The 19127-nt window shown below is 66.5% G+C and carries 16 protein-coding genes; 3 read left to right on the forward strand and 13 right to left on the reverse strand.

Annotated features, from left to right (window positions below):
- The first annotated feature begins 7 nt into the window (after positions 1 to 7).
- Both D7Y61_RS22720 and D7Y61_RS08700 read left to right on the forward strand, forming a co-directional pair.
- Positions 8 to 886: a response regulator transcription factor gene (locus D7Y61_RS22720; RefSeq protein ID WP_345776230.1), complete on the forward strand. Its 879-nt coding sequence runs from the start codon at positions 8 to 10 to the stop codon at positions 884 to 886.
- Complete coding sequence (locus D7Y61_RS08700) at positions 883 to 3207, forward strand: ATP-binding protein (RefSeq protein ID WP_180865927.1); 2325 nt, start codon at positions 883 to 885, stop codon at positions 3205 to 3207. The genes D7Y61_RS22720 and D7Y61_RS08700 overlap by 4 nt, the downstream gene beginning before the upstream one ends.
- Here the strand turns inward: D7Y61_RS08700 and D7Y61_RS08705 are convergent, their stop codons facing one another.
- From D7Y61_RS08705 to D7Y61_RS08745, 9 genes are all read right to left on the reverse strand, one after another.
- Positions 3208 to 3963 carry a SapC family protein gene (locus D7Y61_RS08705; protein ID WP_180865928.1) on the reverse strand — a complete coding sequence of 252 codons (756 nt, stop codon included), beginning with the start codon at positions 3961 to 3963 and terminating at the stop codon, positions 3208 to 3210.
- Positions 3964 to 4073: 110 nt separating this feature from the next.
- Positions 4074 to 4346, reverse strand: a complete 273-nt coding sequence (locus D7Y61_RS08710) for a hypothetical protein (RefSeq protein ID WP_005409616.1) — start codon at positions 4344 to 4346, stop codon at positions 4074 to 4076.
- Between the two features lie 152 nt (positions 4347 to 4498).
- On the reverse strand, positions 4499 to 6535 hold the full coding sequence (fusA, locus tag D7Y61_RS08715; RefSeq protein ID WP_180865929.1) for an elongation factor G: 2037 nt from the start codon (positions 6533 to 6535) through the stop codon (positions 4499 to 4501).
- 426 nt (positions 6536 to 6961) lie between these two features.
- The gene (locus D7Y61_RS08720) at positions 6962 to 7705 is read right to left on the reverse strand and encodes a hypothetical protein (RefSeq protein WP_180865930.1); all 744 of its coding nucleotides are present in this window, start codon (positions 7703 to 7705) and stop codon (positions 6962 to 6964) included.
- Between the two features lie 64 nt (positions 7706 to 7769).
- The gene (locus tag D7Y61_RS08725) at positions 7770 to 8531 is read right to left on the reverse strand and encodes a heme ABC transporter ATP-binding protein (protein WP_180865931.1); all 762 of its coding nucleotides are present in this window, start codon (positions 8529 to 8531) and stop codon (positions 7770 to 7772) included.
- Positions 8528 to 9571 carry a FecCD family ABC transporter permease gene (locus D7Y61_RS08730; protein WP_180865932.1) on the reverse strand — a complete coding sequence of 348 codons (1044 nt, stop codon included), beginning with the start codon at positions 9569 to 9571 and terminating at the stop codon, positions 8528 to 8530. Before D7Y61_RS08730 ends, D7Y61_RS08725 begins: the two co-directional genes overlap by 4 nt.
- Entirely contained in the window at positions 9568 to 10611 is a 1044-nt protein-coding gene (locus tag D7Y61_RS08735) for a heme/hemin ABC transporter substrate-binding protein (RefSeq protein WP_180865933.1), read from the reverse strand. The genes D7Y61_RS08730 and D7Y61_RS08735 overlap by 4 nt, the downstream gene beginning before the upstream one ends.
- Positions 10612 to 10662: 51 nt before the next feature.
- Positions 10663 to 12039: a YncE family protein gene (locus D7Y61_RS08740; RefSeq protein WP_180865934.1), complete on the reverse strand. Its 1377-nt coding sequence runs from the start codon at positions 12037 to 12039 to the stop codon at positions 10663 to 10665.
- Positions 12040 to 12161: 122 nt separating this feature from the next.
- Positions 12162 to 13187 (reverse strand): alpha/beta hydrolase, encoded by a 1026-nt coding sequence (locus D7Y61_RS08745; RefSeq protein WP_180865935.1) that lies wholly within the window; start codon positions 13185 to 13187, stop codon positions 12162 to 12164.
- Between the two features lie 212 nt (positions 13188 to 13399).
- Between D7Y61_RS08745 and D7Y61_RS22725 the strand changes: the two genes are divergently transcribed.
- Positions 13400 to 14236, forward strand: a complete 837-nt coding sequence (locus tag D7Y61_RS22725; protein ID WP_180865936.1) for a methyltransferase domain-containing protein — start codon at positions 13400 to 13402, stop codon at positions 14234 to 14236.
- Positions 14237 to 14328: 92 nt separating this feature from the next.
- Here D7Y61_RS22725 and D7Y61_RS08755 read toward each other — a convergent pair whose 3' ends face one another.
- The 4 genes from D7Y61_RS08755 to D7Y61_RS08770 all read right to left on the reverse strand — a co-directional run bounded on the left by D7Y61_RS08755 (position 14329) and on the right by D7Y61_RS08770 (position 19101).
- A complete protein-coding gene (locus D7Y61_RS08755) occupies positions 14329 to 14718 on the reverse strand; it encodes a DUF805 domain-containing protein (protein ID WP_180865937.1) in 390 nt (129 codons plus the stop codon).
- A 189-nt stretch (positions 14719 to 14907) separates the two neighbouring features.
- Complete coding sequence (locus D7Y61_RS08760; RefSeq protein WP_227199431.1) at positions 14908 to 16185, reverse strand: replication-associated recombination protein A; 1278 nt, start codon at positions 16183 to 16185, stop codon at positions 14908 to 14910.
- A gap of 194 nt (positions 16186 to 16379) precedes the next feature.
- The gene (gene lolA / locus D7Y61_RS08765; RefSeq protein WP_180865938.1) at positions 16380 to 17018 is read right to left on the reverse strand and encodes an outer membrane lipoprotein chaperone LolA; all 639 of its coding nucleotides are present in this window, start codon (positions 17016 to 17018) and stop codon (positions 16380 to 16382) included.
- Positions 17019 to 17169: 151 nt separating this feature from the next.
- Positions 17170 to 19101 (reverse strand): DUF3857 domain-containing protein, encoded by a 1932-nt coding sequence (locus D7Y61_RS08770; RefSeq protein WP_180865939.1) that lies wholly within the window; start codon positions 19099 to 19101, stop codon positions 17170 to 17172.
- Positions 19102 to 19127 lie beyond the last annotated feature (26 nt).

The following is a 19127-nucleotide window of genomic DNA, read 5'->3' on the forward strand; positions in this document are numbered from 1 at the left end:
TCGATCAGTGAAGTCCGGCCTGGTGAGAACTGAAGACGCCGCGTGCCTGCGCCCTCCACGCGGCAGCCGGATCATTCTTGCAACCCGGGGACTGCTTCCTGCCAATCGATACACTTCACCAATGCATTGTCCCGAATCGATTGGAACGGAGCATCGGTTTTTAGGAATAGTCGCAAAAATAGAGCAATTTCGATGTTCGACGCGACAGTGGCGCCAGAATGGTCATCACGCCTCATGGGCGCCGATCACCTCCCAGCGCATGAATGGATCTCCTGCACCGCGTCGGCTGCGGCTGGCGCTTCTGGACGACCATGACGTCGTCCGTCGTGGTACCGCCCTGCACCTTTCCAGTGACGACCGCTTCTGCATCGTGGCCAGCCATGCCCACAGTGATGCGCTGCTCGGCAGCCTGCAGAGGATGCCCGTGGACGTTGCCATCATCGACCTCACCCTGGGCCAGGGCGACCGCAGCGCCACGGAACTGGTGAGCCTGCTGCACAACTGCTTTCCCTGCGTTCCGCTGCTCGCCTTTGCCACCCTCACACCCACGACACACATCAACCAGCTGATTGACGGTGGCATCTGCGGCATTGTCAGCAAGGCCGAGCCGCTGGCCATGCTGTCGGACGCGATCGTACGCATATCACAGGGCCTGACGCGCCTGCCGCCGGATTTCGCGCTGCCGGGCGGCTACCTCGAACTCAGCCGCAATGAACGCGAAGTGCTGGATCTGCTGTTGGCCGGACTGACCGTTTCCGAGATCGCGCTGCGCCGCCACCGCAGCATCAAGACGGTGAGCACCCAGAAGACCGCCGCCCTGCGCAAGCTTGGATTGCGAAACGCCGTCGAGATCTACGCCATGCGGCGCCAGATGGAGTCGTCATGAGAACACCCGCTCGCCTGCGGTGGCGCACGCCGGCCCTGCTGCTGGCCCTCATTCTGCTGCCGGTCGCATCCGTCGGGGATACCCGGCCACAACAATGGGCACCCGGACGCGACGTCCGGGTGGCCACCGCGCCCGGCTTGCGACAGATGCCTGCGGCCCTGGCCGAATCGGCGCCGATGCCGACCCTGGCCCATGGATATGCCAGCCTTGTGGAGCGGCACGCGCAACTGCGCTTCCTGGAGCAGGCCTATCCCGATGTTGATGCGTCGATGGCGGCGATATGCGAGCGCGAGGCGGATCTGGCGCTGGTGATGGGCGCGCCTGGCCAGAAGCCGTTTCCCTGCCCCGAACTGCGGGCGTCGCACGCATTTCCCGGCGGCAGGACCATGCTGGCTGGGCGCGCCGGGCAACGGTTGCCGCGCCATGTTGCTGAGTTGAACGAACACCTGCTGGCCGTAGTCGACGGCGGCCCGTACGCAGATTGGCTCACGGTCCACCACCCCGGCATCCCTCTTCTGCGCCTGGCTGACCGGCATGCCACTCTGGCAGCCGTCACGACGGGGGCCGCCGACGTCGCGATCGGACTGGAAAGCACCCTTCGGCCGTTGATCCGGCGACACTTCGGCGGCCAGCTGCAAGTTCACCCGTTCCACAGCGATTTTTCCACCGACCTGCACCTGCTCAGCCGCCATGAAGACCAGCCACTGCTTCGACACATCGAACAGGCCCTGCGCGACATCACGCTGGAAGAACACGCCAGCCTGATGCATCTGTGGGCCCTGCAGGTGTTGCCCACCTCGCTGGAGCGCACCCTGGACCGGGTACGCACACCCTCCCCGCCCTGGCTGCTGGCACTGCTCGGCACCCTCGCCGGCCTGCCGTGGATCTGGCATGCAGTGCGCGGCCGCCGGGCCCGCCAGGGCCGGAACCAGGCGCGGGCGGCGGGCATGATCAGCCACGAGATGCGCAATGCCGCGCAGGCCCTGCTGGCCTCGATCGAGCTGTTGGGCCAGTCCTCTTCACCCAAAGGCCAGCGCGAACTGCTTGCAGCCGCGCAAGCGGCCAGCCACGCGCTGCGCGGGCTGCTCAACCGTTCGTTGGAATTCTCGCGTCTGGCCAGCGGCACCTACACGCCCAGCATGCGCCCCTGTGACATCACCCTGCTCTGCAACCACGCGCTGGCTGCTCTGCGGCCGCAGGCGCGGCAGAAGGGACTGGCACTACGCTTCGATGCCCCGTCCGGGCCGGCCCCCATCGTCATGCTGGACCCGGAGGGTGTGCGTCAGATTGTCGACAACCTGCTGGGCAACGCGTTGAAGTTCACCGATATCGGTGGTGTCGAACTGCGCCTGCAGCTGTCACCCGCTCCCCTTCCGCACGAGCTGCTGCTGGAGGTTGTCGACAGCGGCATTGGCATTCCCGGGAAGCAACTCCCCCTGTTGTTCCGGCCGTTCGAGCAGAGCGAGGACGGACAGAAACGTGGTGGCAGTGGCCTTGGCCTGGTCATCGCGCATGAACTCAGCAGGGCGATGGGGGGCACGCTGACCGTGCACAGCGTGCATGGGCGAGGCAGTCGCTTCACGCTGCGCCTGCCGGTGCGGCCGGCCGCGACCGCTGCACCGCCTGCAAACGCTGTCGATACCGCCATGCCATTGAGCGGCGTCGAGCTGCTGCTGGTCGAGGATCATGCGCTCAACCGCAGGATGATCAGCGAGAAACTGCGATGCCTGGGCGCCGATGTGCATGCACTGGGCGACGCCGCCGGCACGCTGGCCGAGCAGGCCGTGCGGCCGCGCAGCGTCATCCTGCTCGACATCGGGCTTCAGGATATGGACGGCTATGCATTGGCGAAACAGCTCCGCGGGCAGGCGCGGCAACCGCTGCGTCTGATTGCCCTGTCGGCGCACCGTGGGAGACGCCATGCGGCACGCTGCCGCAGGGCCGGGTTCGATGCCACCCTGACCAAGCCACTGCAGATTGCGGAACTGCTGCGGGCACTGGAGCGCCCAATGAACGTACCCGCCAGCACCTGCGACATCGCTGCGCACTGGGATCCCGGCTACATCGCCGACATTGGTCGCGAGCTGACGCGGATGGAACAGGCAGTGGAAGACATCGACGCGGCAGCGCTTAGTCATCATGCCCATCGCCTGCAGGGCACCCTGCAGATGTGCGGCGCACAGGCGCAGGCCGAAACGGCGGGCGACCTGTGGGAGCTGGGTCAGGATGCCGCGCCCGACTGGGTCGAGGCGCGGCGACTGCTGCGGGGATTGCAGAAGTGGCACGGCTCCCGCAAGGCGGAAGCCTCACCATCGGCCTGATCAGGCCGCCAGGCGCTCGACCTGGCGACGGGTCAGGTCATTGAAGCGACCCAGCGACATCAGGTGCTGGTGGATCAGCGCCAGCCAGCCGCTGCGGTGCCACTCGACCACGGTCGCTTCCGGCAGCGCTACGAACTTCTCGACGTCCACCACCAGGAAGCCGTTGAGATTGAACTCGCGGCCATCCGGAGTGCGGACGGTGGCGTTGCGCTCGACCAGCAGGCCGCTGTCGATCAGCGCCTTGGAGAAGGCCTGGGTCTGTTCGTGCTCGCGGGTGTACTGGCCGCAGAACTCCAACGCCTGCTGCACCATGTCGGTGGCCTTGCCATCAACGAACAGCGGCTGGCCTTCGTCACCGCCCTTGACCACGCGCGAACTCTCTTCGTCGATGCCCAGCAGGAAGTCGTTGTCCGCACCGGTGTCGATGAAGATGAAGGGGTGGCGACGCAGGTAAGCCGGAATGTAGGCCTCGTCTTCCCACAGGCCGTCCTTGATGAACAGGTTCTGGTCGGAAACACCGACGGCGGCCATCGGCACGGCGGTCGGGCCGGCGAACAGGATCGGGAAGTGGTGCAGGGCCAGCGAGAACTCGCCCAGCACCAGCGGAATGGCGTTGTTGCCGGCGGCAAACTCGAGCCTGCCCGGCAGGATGCGCAGATCGGCATGCACATCGGCCTGCAGCGGCACCGGACGGGTGTAGAACAGGGGGGCGCTGCTCGGCGCCGCTTCGGTGGTGGTGTCGCTGGTGGTCGTCATCTTGGGAACCGTTCGATCATGCGCGCCTGCCATCCCGGGCGCGCCAGCGGGAACAACCTGAATCCCGCATTATCAACAAGCTCGATGACAACGGCCACCCCACCGACGGCCTATTTCAACTGCAGGGGGTAGCGCTGCCAGAGGACGTGGACCAGGAACCCGGCCAGCTCGGTGTCGCGCGCGCTCACCGCAGCGCGGATCTTGTCCAGCAGCACCATGTCCGAGCAGGAGCGCACATCGGCGTGGTTGGCCTGCCCGGCCCGGCGCGCGCGGTAGCGCGCTGCGCGCTGCGCGTCACTCATTGCGTACCCGAACTTGGGCGGACGACCGCGCTTTCGCGGCAGGGTCAGCTCCAGGGTTCCGGGGTCTTTGTCATCACGCATGAGAGGGGTGCGGGCGGCGGCGAGCAACGGGGGGTGCGCAATTTATCGTGAGGCATCACTTTAATCCAGCTTTTTCTGCAGTTTTGTTGCGATGCAATGCAAAAAAGCCGTCGCAAAAAAGGGAGCCCGCGAACGGGCTCCCCTCACTTTCCTCATGCAGTGCGCACTGGCTCGTACCCATGCAGGTGCGCTTCGCTGCTGGCGCGGCCCTGGCTGAGCGACCGCAGCGAGGTGGTGTAACCCACCAGCTGCGCCAGCGGCGCAAAGCCGCTGACTTCAGCGCGACCCTCCTGGTCGTCGATGCGGGTGATGCGGCCGTGGCGGCGATTGAGGTCGCCCACCACATCACCCACCGACGCCGACGGCGAATGCACCGTCACCGCCATCACCGGCTCCAGCAGCTGCGTACCGCCCTCCACCAGCGCCGCCTTGATCGCCTCGGCACCGGCACGGTGGAACGCCATCTCCGACGAGTCCTTGGCATGGGTCTGGCCATCGACAAGACTGACCTCGATGCCGACCACCGGATGGCCCTGCGGACCTTCCGACAGCGCGGCACGCACGCCCTTCTCCACCGCCGCGATGAAGCTGCGCGGCACCACGCCACCGACGATGCGGTCGTTGAACACGACCCGGTCGTCCTCGCGCGGCGACACATCCAGCACCACGTGCGCGAACTGGCCCTGGCCACCGGTCTGCTTGACCAGCCGCCCCACCACGCCGGTCATCGCACGCAGCGGTGTCTCCTGATAGGCCACGCGCGGCGAACCTACGCCCACCTCGACCTTCCACTCGCTGCGCAGGCGCTCGACCATCACCTCCAGGTGCAGCTCGCCCATGCCCCAGACTAGGGTTTCCGCCGTGTCGCGATCGGTTTCGACGCGGAACGAGGGATCTTCCTGGGCCAGGCTGGCCAAGCCCTGCGCCATCCGGATCAGGTCGGCCGCACGCGCCGGCTCCAGCCGCCACGCCAGCACCGGCGCCTGTGCCTGGATGTTCTCCAGGCGCAGCGGCTGCGCACGCCCGCTCAGCGTTTCACCGCTGACCGCATCCTTCCAGCCCAGTACCGCGACGATGTCACCGGCCACGGCCTGCTCGATGTCATGGGTCTGGTCGGCCTGCACCCGCACCAGGCGGCTGACACGCCGCCCCTGCGGATACTGCGAACTGGCCACGGCATCACCGACCTTCAAGGTGCCCGAGTACAGCCGCACGAAGCTCAATGCGCCGTGCTGCTGGTGGGTGATCTTGAACAGCAGGCCCGCCAGCGGACCGTCTGGATCCGGCGACAGCACCACCTCGCCGCTCTCGCTTTCGGCGGTCACGGCAGGCCGATCCAGCGGCGACGGCAGGTAATCGACCACCGCATCCAGCAGCGTCTCGATGCCCTTGTCCTTGAAGGCCGCACCGGCCAGTACCGGCACGCCCGCACCGGCCAGCGTCGCCCGTCGGATCGCCGCGCGCAGCTGTTCGGCATCGATCGCGCGACCTTCCAGCCAGGCATCAGCCAGCAGTTCGTCGTGGTCGGCCACGGCCTCGACCAGTGCGTCGCGTTGCGGCTGCCACAGGGTGCGCGCCGCGTCGTCCCACGGGGTCACCGTGGTTACGGCACCATCCTGCCAGTGCAGCACGCGCTCATCGACCAGGTCGACCCAGCCGTTGAAGTCGCTTTCGCTGCCCAGTGGCACACCGAGCGCCCACGGCCGCGCCTGCAGCTTGTCCTGCAGTTGCTCCAGCACGCGCTCGAACGAGCCGCCGACGCGATCCATCTTGTTGACGAAGGCGATCAGCGGCACGCGATGGCGACGCGCCTGGCGCCACACGGTTTCCGACTGCGGCTGCACGCCATCCACGGCCGAAAACACGGCCACGGCGCCGTCGAGCACACGCAGCGAACGCTCGACTTCAATGGCGAAGTCGATGTGGCCGGGAGTGTCGATCAGGGTCAGCCGATGCGGCGGCAGGTCGCGCGGCGCCCACTGCGCCTGTACGGCAGCAGCGCCGATGGTGATGCCACGTTCGCGTTCGATCGCCGAGAAATCGGTGGTCGCGTTGCCATCGTGCACTTCGCCGACGCGATGGATCTCACCGCTTTTCCACAGCAGGCGTTCGGTCAGCGTGGTCTTGCCGGCGTCGATGTGGGCAATGATGCCGAGGTTGCGACGGCGAGAAAGGACTTGGGTGTTCATGAGAAAGGTTCCTGCAAAGCCAACTTCGGGGGCCGCGCACCCCGGTTGGCGACAGGGTGCGCGGCTAGCGTTCGGTCTCGGCGATCTGGTGCATGGCACGTTCTCCTTGGGTACTGGGTAGAGTCGACTGTTAGTCGACTTCCGGGAAAGCAGAAACGAAAAGAGCGCCCCGGAGGGCGCTCTGTCGAAGGTCCAGCGATGGCCGTCTCAACGGCTTCGTGGGGCTCCAGGCAGACACGCCCGTTCCGCGCTTGCGCGGGTCAGGGTGAAAAACGTCAGGAGCGGCATCCGGTTCATGGGGCGCATTCTAGACCTGCCAATCTGGCGCGCAAGTGAATATTGCGCACATAAATGGAACGATGAAGCCGACAGCGATCGGGGTCCGGTCCCTTGGCCACGGGCAAAGGGCTCTGACCCCAGCTGACCTCACTTGCACTTGTGCAGCTTGCGCGCCTCACCCACCGTCGCAGCCTGGTCGTCCCCCATCGAGATCCAGCCCTTCAACGACATCGCCGGATCCACATGTGGCAGCCGCGGCCCCTCATGGACAACCACCTCGGTCCAGCTGCCCACCGGCGCCAACTCGGACAGACGCGCCGCCTGGTCGTCTTCGGTGCTGAACATATCGTTCGGGCGCGCCGGGGGCGTCGTGTTCACGATCTCGGTCTTGCGGGAATGCACGCGCACCGCGCCATCCGGCATGCGCTGGGTGGTCACCTCAAAGCGCTCCACCCCATAGGCCCATGGACTCTCTCCCGCGCTGCGGGTCTCGTTGCCGTCAGCCGCCACCTCCAGGGATTCACCCGATGCGGCACCGACGGCAGCGATTGCTCCAAGACTGGACATCATGGCCTGGTAAGCGAACATCTGACGCTGCTCTGCGGTCAACACCACCGGCTTGCCCTCGGGAAACCTCAGATACACCGCACCCTCGCACAACGTCAGGACCTGCTGACCGTCCCAGCTGAAATGCATTTCGTCACTGGCGTAGTACCTGGTGCTCATTGACGACACCGCAGCGCCCTCGCCGGAGGAATGGCGGCTCTCGATCAGCGAAGCCTGCTCGGTCGCATCCATCAGGGAAATGGAGGTTGCCGGAGCAGCACTCACCACGCCGGCGATCGCAGTCATTGCAGCAAAGAGTGCGCCGCGCGGGAAGAGACAGATCATCACATCAGTCCATTGAAGAAAACGAACTGCACATGATACGTCGCCGCGCAGAACGACTGGACGCTCAGGTCACCACTACCAGCGGCACGCCGCGCCGTGGGTGCTCCAGCACCACCACATCCTGCTGGTAGACCCGCTGCAGGTTGTCTTCGGTGAGCACCTGCAACGGCGTGCCATCGGCTGCCACCCTGCCCTGCTCCAGCAGTACGATGCGGTCGGCATAGCCGGCGGCCAGATTCAGATCGTGCAGCACCACGATCACGCACGCACCGGCCTCGGCACAGGCGCGCACACTGCGCAGCGTGCGTTCCTGATGACGCAGATCCAGCGCTGCGGTCGGCTCATCCAGCAGCAGTAGCGGCGTGTCCTGCGTCAGCACGCGCGCGAACGTCGTCCGGGCGGACTCGCCACCGGACAGCTGCTGCACCTCGCGCAGGCGCAGCGCCTGCAGCTCGGCGGCATCGATGGCCGCTTCCACCTGGGCGTCGTCCACGGCTGGATCCGGCGGATGTGGCAGCCGCCCCATCGCCACCACTTCTTCCACACTGAACGCGAAGCGCACGCCATGCTCCTGCGGCATCACCGCACGCTCGCGCGCCAGCGGCCCGGCCTTGTAGCTGGCCAGCGGCCGGCCCAGCAGACTGACTTCGCCCGCGTCAACGCGCAGGTCACCGGCGGCGACCGCCAACAACGTGGACTTGCCCGCGCCATTCGGGCCAACCAGTGCGGTGACCGTACCCGGTTCGAACGCCAGCGAGATGCCGTGCAGGATCTCGCGCTGCTGGCGGCGTACCACCACCTCATGCAGCTTCAACAGCACGCTCATGGCGCGGCCTTGCGGCGCTGCTGCAGCACCAGCCAGAGGAAGAACGGTGCGCCCAGTGCGGCCGAAAACAGGCCCAGCGGAATCTCCGCCGGCGGATCCAATGTGCGCGCGGCGGTGTCGGCCACCACAATCAGCAGGGCACCGAGCAGCCCGGACAACGGCAGCAGCCAGCGATGGCCCGGACCGACCAGCAGGCGCGCCACGTGCGGCACCACCAGGCCGACGAAACTGATCGAACCGGCAAACGCCACCGCTGCGCCCACCAGCAGCGCACTGAACGCCACCAGACGACGCCGCGTACGGGTAACGTCCAGCCCAAGGTGCTGTGCCTGGCGTTCGCCCAGCGCCAGCATGTCCAGCGGCGTGGCCAACCGCTGCAGCGCGAACACACCGATGGCAAACAACGGCACCACGGCCGCCACATCGGCCCAGTTGGCGCGCGCCAGCGAGCCCATCTGCCAGAACACCAGCGACTGCAGCTCGCTCTCGCTGGCGATATATGTAAGGAAACCGATCAACGCCGAGCAGAACGCGGCCATCGCGATACCGACCAGCAGCAGCGTGGCGTTGCCCGTGCCCTTGCCGGGCCGGGCCAATGCGTAGGTCAGGCCGATTGCCAGTGCGCCGCCAGCGAACGCGGCCACCGGCACCAGCCAACCGGCCGCGCCCGCAGCACCCAGCACGATGGCGGCAACTGCACCCAGTGCGGCGCCTTGGCTGACACCGACAATGCCAGGATCGGCCAGCGGATTGCCGAACAGGCCCTGCAGGCTGGCACCGGCCATCGCCAGCGACGCGCCCACCATCGCACCCAGCAGGGCGCGCGGAATGCGCAGTTGCCAGACCACCGCCAGATCGCGACTGCTGACCGCCTGCGGATCAAGCAGGCCCAGTTTCACCGCCAGCGCCTGCATTACCTCCATCGGCGGCAAGCGCAGCGGACCCACGGCAAACGACGCCAGCACTGCCCCCAGCAGTGCCAGCAAAGCGACCATCAACATCGTCCGCCCGCGACGGCGGCGCCGATCCGCCGGACTCATGCCTTCGGCAACGCCGCGAAGGCCTTGGCCAGGGCCAGCGCACCGGCACCGGAGCCGACGCTGGTGTACTTCAGCTGCACATCCGGCATCACCCAGACGCGATTGGCCTGCCCGGCCGGGGTCTGCTTCAGCGTCGGGTAGGACTTCCACAGCCCGTCGGCGCCGCCGAACAGCTGCAGGTCATGTTCGGTCACCAGGATGACCTCCGGTGCCGCAGCGACCACGCCTTCGTTGCTCAGCTGCGAGTAGTTCTTCACCCCTGCCTCGGTGCCGATGTTGACGCCACCGGCCAGTGCGATCAGCTGCGCCGACGCGCTGTCCGCGCCTGCAACGGTCGGTGCGCCACCGGCGCCGGTCGCCGACACGTGGATCACTCGTGGCACATGGCCCAGGCCCTTGCCCAGCGCTGCAGCCTCATCCAGCTGGCGCTGCACCTGTGTGGCCAGCGCCTGCCCTGCCTCGGCCAGCCCGAGTGCGGCGGCCACCTTGCGCACCTTGTCCGGTGCCGGCTGCAGGTCGTCGATGACCACGGCCGGTTCGCCCACTTCACGCAGCTTCTTCGACAGTTCAGTGTGGCGACGCAGGCTGTTGCCGACGAACAGCGAGCCCTTCAGGCTCAGCACGCCTTCCACGCCCGTGGTGCGGTTGAACAGGAACTGGTGCGGCGCGGCCAGGCCCGCCTGGGTGGTGGTGTTGGTGGGCGCGGCAAAGACCTGCGTGCCCAGGCCCAGCGCCTCGATCACCGCGATGACATCGTCGCCACCGGCGATGATGCGGCTGGTATCGGCCACCTCGACGTCGGCGCCGTCATCGGAGTGCACCGTGGTCGGCAGCACCGCCTTCTGGTCACGTACCGCCGGCACTTCGGCGCCGGCCACGCGCTGCCAGCCTGCCGGCAGCGCCGCTTCCGCCGCCGTTGCGGCCGGCGATTCAGCAGGCTTGTTGGCATCGGAGGGTGCAGACGAGCCGCCACAGGCAGCCAGCGCCAGCGAGACAGCCAACGGAAGCGCACACAGGCGCAGACGGGACGCGATGTTCATGGACGTTCTCCTTGCTGGCGGGGCGACGCTTGCGCCGCCCCACCGTATGACTTACTGCTTCGGGGTGATGCGGGTGATGCGGTCGCCCTTCGGGTCTTCGGCGCCGCGCGACTTGTTCACCGCGAACACATTGCCCTTGCCATCGGCACGGACATGGTTCGGCAGCGTGCCGCCATCGAGGTTGGCGACCACCTTGCCGTCACCATTCACCACGGTGACGGTGCCGGCGCCACGGTTGCTCACGTAGGCCAGGCCGGAGGCATCATCGAAGGCGACGTTCAGCGCACCGGCGCCGACCGGGACGTCGTGCAGCACCTTGCCTGCGGCGACATCGACGATCAGCAGGTTGTCGGTGCCCTGCGAGGCAACGTACAGGCGGTTGCGCGCCGCATCGAACGCCACGCCGGAGGCGCTGATCGAATTGCCCAGGTCGATGACCTTCTCGACCTTGCCGCTGGCCACATCGATCACCGCTGCTTCCGGCGTACCGATGCTGACGGTGAACAGCTTGCCGCTTTTCTCGTCCAGCACCAGGCTCATCGGGGTGAACTTGCCGTCATCCACACCGGACTCCAGCGTCACCTGCGGCAGTTCCTTCAGCGTCTTCGCGTCGAACACCGACAGATGGTCCTCACCCGTGGCCGAGGCGAACACCTTGCCGTGGGTGCCATCGACCACCACGTCGCGCGCGTGCGGCACGGCATCGACCGGGAACTGATGGACCAGCGACAGATCCTTCTGGCGGTAAACCGCGATCGAGTTCTGGCGGGTGTTGGTCACCCATACATTGCCGTTGGTGTCGTCCACGCCAACGCCGTAGACCGCATACACCGCGCCGTTGGTGCTGCCCGGCACCTGTGCCGGGGTGATCGCCTTGGTCACCTTCAGCGTCTTCGGGTCCAGCTTCAGCAGCTGCGACTGGGTCACCGGCGGACGGCCCACGGCCGAGGTGACGAACACGGCATTGCTGGCCGCGCTGTAGGCGGACTGGTAAAGGCCCGGCACCAGCTTGTTGGACTGGGTGGCGAACTGCGCCTGGCCGGACAGCGGCAGCTGCGGCGAGACGCGCAGCTTCAGCACCGTGGCGGCGGCCGGCTGGCTGGCGCGCACCACCACCGGGTGGGTGCCCGGTACGGCATCGGCCGGAATGCTCAACTGGGTCTTGAAGTTGCCATCGGCATCGACCACCACCGGCTGTGCATTGAGCACGCTGTCGCCACGCAGCAGGCTGACCTTCTGGCCCGGCACGAAACCACGGCCGACCACGTCGGCGGTGCTGCCGGGAACAACGTTCTCACCGCGCGAGACGACCTGGCCCTTGAAGGTGGCATTGGCCGGTTGATCGAACACCGGCTGCGCGGTGGCGGTGACCGCCAGCAACAGGCCGGCAGCGAGAGTGGTGAGACGGAAAGACGGACGGAACGACATGGAAGGCTCCTTGCACACGTAGGCCACGCCGCGCGGCGCGGGATTCATCGGTTGCCTGGGCCGCTGCGCGCCGGCAGCATCGCCTGGGTAGTGGGGTCGCACGGCATTGCGTGCGAAGGGATTCATTCGGCGGTGTTGTCGCTGCCAGCGGGTGCGCCGTCGCCAGCGCTGCGGTCGGCAACACCGTAAAGCTCGTGCAGGGCAGCGTGGAACGAGGCAGGCAGCATCGGGCCATGCCCCAGGCCCGGGAACTCGCGGTAGCGCACGCTCAGCCCCGGCACCTTGCCCAGGCGCTCGGACAGCTGCATCGCCGCATCCGGCGTGGCGCCACCAATGCGACGCAGATGTGCGACCACGCGTGGGTTGTTCATGTCGCGTTTCCCGCGATCGCCGACGCGCTCGGCACCGCCGAGCATCAGCCACAACTTCGCCGGCTGGCCATGCACGTTCTGCACAAACTGCTGCTCCGGGTCGCCCAGTGCTGCTCCCTGGCTCCACCACAACGACGGGCTGGCGGCCAGATAGGACTGGAACGCGGCGGGCCGGGTGTACAGCGCATTGAGCACGAAAAGGCCGCCCAGCGAGTGACCCCACAGCGCTTGCTGCTGCGTATCGATGCGTGCGCGGCGCTCGACTTCCGGTTTGATGCGGCGCTCGATCACATCAAGAAACGCGGCAGCGCCACCGCCAACCGCCTGGGTGCTGCCGCTCTCATCGTCGGCACGGTCGATCCACGCGGTGTAATCACGGGTGCGCGCCTTGGAATCGATGCGCAGGTCGTTGTCGTAGCCGATCAGCACCAGTACCGGCGGCGCCGTGCGCGCGGCCAGTTCAGCCAGCAACGGCTGGTCCAGCACCATGGCCACGGCATTGCCGTCCAGCGCATACAACACCGGCGCCGCCTTGCCCCCCTTGGCAGGAATCGCCACGTTCACCCGCCAGCGCCGCTGCTGGTCCGGGCTGTCCACCACGAACTGCTCGAAGCGGTAGCTGGCCGCCGGCTCGTCGAGCACGGTATGGCCGATCTTCTGCAGCGGGTTGCGCTGCTGCGCATGGGCATAGGGAGTGGCCAGGAGCAGACCCATCATCAAGGCGGCCAGGCTGCGGGCCAGCGGCCCACGGCGCGAAGGCAGGACAAAATGCTTCATCAGCGACGGCAGAAGCGGCCCAGGGCCGCCGGTTCACAAGGGACCGCAGTCTACCTTAAACGCGAATGATTATCACATCGATCGAACGTCACACTGTGTATCACGCGCGCATGAGGGGCATCGGAAGAAAACGAGGCAAAGGGCAGGCTGGATTCGCGCCACGCCCATACGGCAAGCTAGGCGGCATCAAGACAAACAGGGACTGTCACAGCGTGTACGCCATTTGCCGCAGCCTTGCCCGAAGAGGGCTCGACACGATCCGCCCGCACGTCTTCCCCGTCAGCATCCCGACCAGCGAGAGGCCCGCCTGCAACATCTGCGGCTTCCGCCTGCGAGCATCCCGCGAAACCATCGCCGAGAGGGAAACCCGCAGCTGTATCGGCTGCGGATCCACCCTGCGCTTCCGTGCCCTCATGGCAGCCCTGCAGTCGGAAACCGACGAAGCGCGGGAGATCCGCGTGCTGGAGCGGATTCCCAGGCGCGGACAGATCAAGGGAATCGGCATGACCGACGCCCATATCTACGCCAATGCCCTTCGGCGCAAGTTCGACTACATCAACACCTACTTCCACAAGCGCCCCATGCTGGACATCCGGCACCCAGCTGGACACTACCTGGGGAAATATGACTTTGTTGTCAGCTCCGATGTACTGGAACACGTGGATGGCCCCTGCGAGCGCACGCTCGGAAACCTGCGGGCACTGCTGAAGCCGGGCGGGCTTCTCGTACTCTCCGTTCCGTATGGCTTTCACGACGTCACGATCGAGCACTTCCCGGAGCTCAACGACTACCGGATCGAGGGCAAGGGTGCGGATCGGACCCTTGTGAACATCACCCGGGACGGCAGGGAACAGCGATTCTCCAACTTGTGCTTCCATGGTGGTGACGGTTCGACCCTGGAACTGAGGATCTTCTCGTATCCCCATCTGGTGCGACTGCTGGAGGAGGCAGGCTTTGTCGACGTCAAGCTGCACGACAGCCAGTACCCGCAATGGGGCATCATCCACGAGAGCCCGTTGGGCCTGCCCATAACGGCGCGCGCGGCGTAGCGCCGGCAGCGGCCCGGAATCAACGAAGCCGGCGCTATGCCGGCTTCATTCACCTGTCCCGCAGCGCCGGGCAGTGTGCGACTCATGCAGTGTCAGGGCCCGGACGGCACCGGACCATACACATTCTCCTGCGGCGTACCCGGCAGCAGCGCAAAGATGAGGATCACGATTCCACCGCCCGGCACCAGCGCCAGCAGGTACAACCAGCCTGACTGGTTGCAGTCATGCAGGCGACGCACGGTCACTGCGATCAGCGGCACGATCGTGGCCAGCCACATCAGGCCCAGCAGCACCATCATGCCGATCAGGATGCCAGCCAGCGCATCGGCATTGTTGCGAAGGAGGATCGCCAGCACGCCGGCCAGCAGCATTACCGCCGTTGCGACCAGGAACAGGAACAACTGGTACATCCAGTACTCGCGGCGGTTGGCGCGGCCCTCGAACTGGGCGTAGCGCTTCAACGGCAGAATCATTTCCTGCACGGCATCGATCCTTGAAAAAGTCGCCGCGCAGTGTGCCAAATGCAGGCGCGCAGGACAATGTGGTGACGAACCGCGCTCGACTGCCATTACCCCTGTAGAGCCGAGCCATGCTCGGCTGCTGTTCCAAGAGGTACCTGTAAGCCCATGCAAGAGCGGAGTCGAGCATGGCTCGACTCTACATAAGTCGACTCAGCGGCCCTTCGCGGCCCGCGCAGCCTCGCGTTCGGCGCGCAGGCGATCCAGCTTTTCCTTCAGCTTGATTTCCAGGCCACGCGGCACCGGGTTGTAGTACACCCGCTCACCCATCGCATCGGGGAAGCCAGTCTGGTCCAGCGCGATGCCACCTTCGGCATCATGGTCGTACTGGTACTCGGCGCCGTAGCCCAGCTCCTTCATCAGCTTGGTGGGCGCATTGCGCAGGTGCAGCGGCACTTCTTCGGTGCCGCTTTCGCGCACGTCGGCCTTGGCCTGGTTGAACGCGGCGTAGCCGGCATTCGACTTGGCGGTGCTGGCCAGGTACAGCACCAGCTGGGCGAAGGCGAGCTCGCCTTCCGGGCTCCCCAGCCGCTCGTAGATATCCCAGGCCTCCAGCGCCATGCTCTGCGCGCGCGGATCAGCCAGGCCGATATCTTCGATGGCCATGCGGGTCAGCCGGCGCGCCAGATACGACGGATCGCAACCGCCATCGAGCATACGCGTCAGCCAGTACAGCGCCGCATCAGGATTGGAACTGCGTACCGATTTATGCAGGGCCGAGATCTGGTCGTAGAACTGTTCGCCGCCCTTGTCGAAGCGACGGGTACGGTCGGCCAGCACCTGGGTAAGCGTCTGCGGGGTGATGCGACCGCCCTCCCCGCCCGCCAGCTCGGCGGCGATTTCCAGCAGGGTCAGCGCACGCCGCACGTCACCATCAGCGGCGGTAGCGATCTCCAGCAGCAGCTCGGGCGCGACCTCGATGCCCTCCTCACCCAGTCCGCGTTCGCGGTCGCCCAACGCGCGCTCCAGCGCCTCGACGATATCGGTTGGCGACACCGCTTCCAGCACATGCACGCGGCAGCGCGACAGCAGCGCCGAGTTCAGTTCGAACGACGGATTCTCGGTGGTGGCGCCGACGAACAGGATGGTGCCGCGTTCAATGTGCGGCAGGAACGCATCCTGCTGCGCCTTGTTGAAGCGATGCACCTCGTCCACGAACAGCACGGTGCGACGGCCTTCGGCGAAGCGCTGCGCGGCCTCGGCCAGCACCTGGCGCACTTCCGGCAACCCGGACAGCACCGCGGAGATGGCACGGAATTCAGCGTCGGAGTACTCGGCCAGCAGCAGCGCCAGCGTGGTCTTGCCGCAGCCCGGCGGCCCCCACAGGATCATCGAATGCACGCGGCCGGATTCGACGGCACGACGCAGCGCGCTGTCCGGCGCCAGCAGGCGCTTCTGCCCGACCATTTCGTCGAGGGTGCGGGGGCGCATGCGCTCGGCCAGCGGGCGCAGGTGATCCCGATCAACGCTCAGCAGATCGGGGCCAGGGAAGGAAGTTGAACGATGTCTTGCCACCTGCCCATTGTACCGCGAGAGCGTGTCAACCAAGGTTGGCACCCACCAAAGCCGAGCCGGTTGACACCCACCAAGAGCAGGTAACGCCGGGCCAGGCCCGGCGTCAGGCATCAGTTGCCGATGACGTCGGTGCCCTTCGGCGGGGTAAAGCTGAAGGTGCCAGCCGCGAAGCCCGGGTTGCGCTTCCAGCCACTGAAGGTGATCACGGTCCGCTGGCCGACGGCGTCGGTGATTTCCATCTTGGCCAGGCCTTGGGCATTGAAGCCCAGCGCGGCGTACTGGAAACTGGCTTCGGTATCGCGCTTGGGCGACAGCGACAGCCACTGCAGGCCATCACGCTGCGCGGCCTCTTCGCTCAGGTCGTACTGCTGCTCCAGCAGCGCCGGGTTGATCAGCGCGGTCAGCGGGCTGTTCTGCTCTTCCTTGCCCTGCTCGCGTACGGTGGCCTGCTCCAGGTCCGGCTCGTACATCCAGACCTTCCTGCCGTCGGCCACGATCAGCTGCTCGTGCGGGCGCACGTACTCCCAACGGAACAGGCGCGGTGCCGACAATGCAACGCGGCCACTGGTCGATTCCTTCACCTTGCCGCGGCTATCGAACACCTGCTGGCTGAATTGCCCATCCAGGCCCTTCAGGCCACTGGTAAAGGTCTTGAGGTCATCACGGGCGCCAGCCCAGGCACTGCCGGCAGCGGCACAGGCCACGGCCAGGGTGGTGGTGGCGAGGAAACGGCGGAAGCGGACGTTCATGCAGGAATCCTGTGGGCGCGGAGGCCAGGAAGGTTGGATACGAGTGTGCCCGGCGCAAGCTGAATGGGCGATCAGGGCGCCATTATGACGCCCTTGTCCTCCGAACGGCGATGCACGCATCGGGCTCCCGCCATCCAAGCATGGCGTGGTTCTACTTCAGCTTGCCGTACAGCACCTGGCCGCGGAAGCCGCGACGCACTTCGCGGTACAGCGCGCGGAACGCAGGGTAGTCCTGCGGCTGGCACAGCGCCTCCGGGCCACGCACCGCATTCTGCTGCAGGCGATGACGCACGGTGACTTCCTGGCCCTCGCGACTCCAGTCCACCCGGTACTCGCCCGCAGCATTGGTGAAGCGCTGGCTGGCAGGTATCGCAATGATCGGGGCATTGGCCGGGAACTGCAGGCGATAGGTTTCCTCGCGCAGGCTGGCATTGCAGTAGAACGGCGTCTCGTTGGCCGGCGCCGAAGCGGTGGCATACAGCCCACGCACCGATTCGCCGCCCGGCGGATCCGGCACGGCCATGCCGCCGGCCACGCTGAAGTCTGCATAGTCCTCGGCCTGGAAGGCCATGTGGTAACCGAACGGCCGGGTCAGGTCGACCGGCACGCCCTGGATCTGCAGCTGCCCTCGCCCATCGAAACCGGACGAGGCCATGATCTGCTCTTCAGCGCGCGCACGATTCTGCGCATTGAGCTGGGAGAACTGCGCGCGCATGCCGATCTCGGCGTTTTCGCCCAGTTTCGGGATCGTCTCGCCGCGCAGGTTGCCGTTGGCGTCGAAGGTGAAACGCACCTCCATCGAGGTGGCGTTGCGCTGCGGCGTGTTGGCCGGGGTGCGCGCCAGCGTGGCATCACGGGTGCGCATCACCGGCGCACCCAGGTCGCCTTCCGGCAGCTGACCAAAGCGCGCCCACGCGGTGGTCGAATCCAGGTACAGGTCGAATTCGGGAATGTAGGTGATGGCGTGGTTGAAGCGGCCCAGCACCGGAATCTTCGGAAGCGTCGGACCGCCACCGGCACCGATCAGCACCGGCGAACTGGAGATGCCCTTGGCCGCCAGCAGCGCCTCCAGGATCGTCACATGGTCCTTGCAGTCGCCATAGTGGTTGTCGAGGATGCTCTGCGCGCTGTTCGGCTCCAGTCCGCCGTTGCCCAGGTACACCGCAACATAGCGGATGTTCTGCGCGACCCAGCGGTACAGCGCATCGGCCTGCTCGCGACGGTCACTGATGCCGGTGGTGACCTGGTCGGCCAGCGCCTGCAGTTCCGGCGTGACCTGCGCCGCCGGGCCCGCCTTGAGCTGGTAGGCGCGGCCCATCTGCGACCAGTCACGATAGGTGCTGGCCATGATGTTCGGCCCGAACTCCCAGCCCGCCGCCGACCAGTTCTGCGCCGGCATCGCCTCGCGGCGCTGATAGCGCCAGCGCCACTGTGCCTGGCCGTTCTTCACCACCGGGCGATCACTGCCCTGCACGCCGCGACTGTCGATGAACATCGGCAGATTGGCCGGCGCACTCAGGGTGACTTCGGCGTCCTCGTATTCGGTGAACACATTGAAGGTCTCCCACAGGCCGAAGTAGCCCGGGAAGTACGGCGTGGCCTGGGTACGGCGCACCTGGTAATACAGGCGCGTGCCCGGGGCCAGGTTCGGGAACACGATCACCCGCACCTTGCGGTCGGCATACATCGCCGCCGAGGCGCTGGAGTAGCTCTCCTGGGTGTAGATGCGGTCAGCCGGCACGTCGCGTCGCTGGCCGTCAGCGGTGATGGTATAGGCGCCAAGTACTTCCAGCGTCTCCATCTTCTCGCTGTAGCTCAGCCGCACCTGGCTGAACTGCTCGACCGAGGCCTTGGTCTTGAGCAGGACTTCGTAGGTTTCGGTCTGCACATTGCCCGCATCCGGCCGCACCTGGTAGTCGGCGCGGTAACGGACAATGCTGAAATTATTGCTGGCTTCGGTATCGCCGCTGGTGGAAGGCGGCGCCGTGGCGGGCGCGGAGGTGGCGGTGTCTGCCAGTGCCGGGCCGGCAGCCAGGAAGGCTGCCAGCGCCAGTGCCAGCGCGCTTGGTACGGGGTGAAGCATGCGTCGGTTCCTTGGACGTCGTGGGG

Source organism: Stenotrophomonas maltophilia, assembly GCF_013464485.1.
GTDB classification, from domain to species: domain Bacteria; phylum Pseudomonadota; class Gammaproteobacteria; order Xanthomonadales; family Xanthomonadaceae; genus Stenotrophomonas; species Stenotrophomonas maltophilia_AW.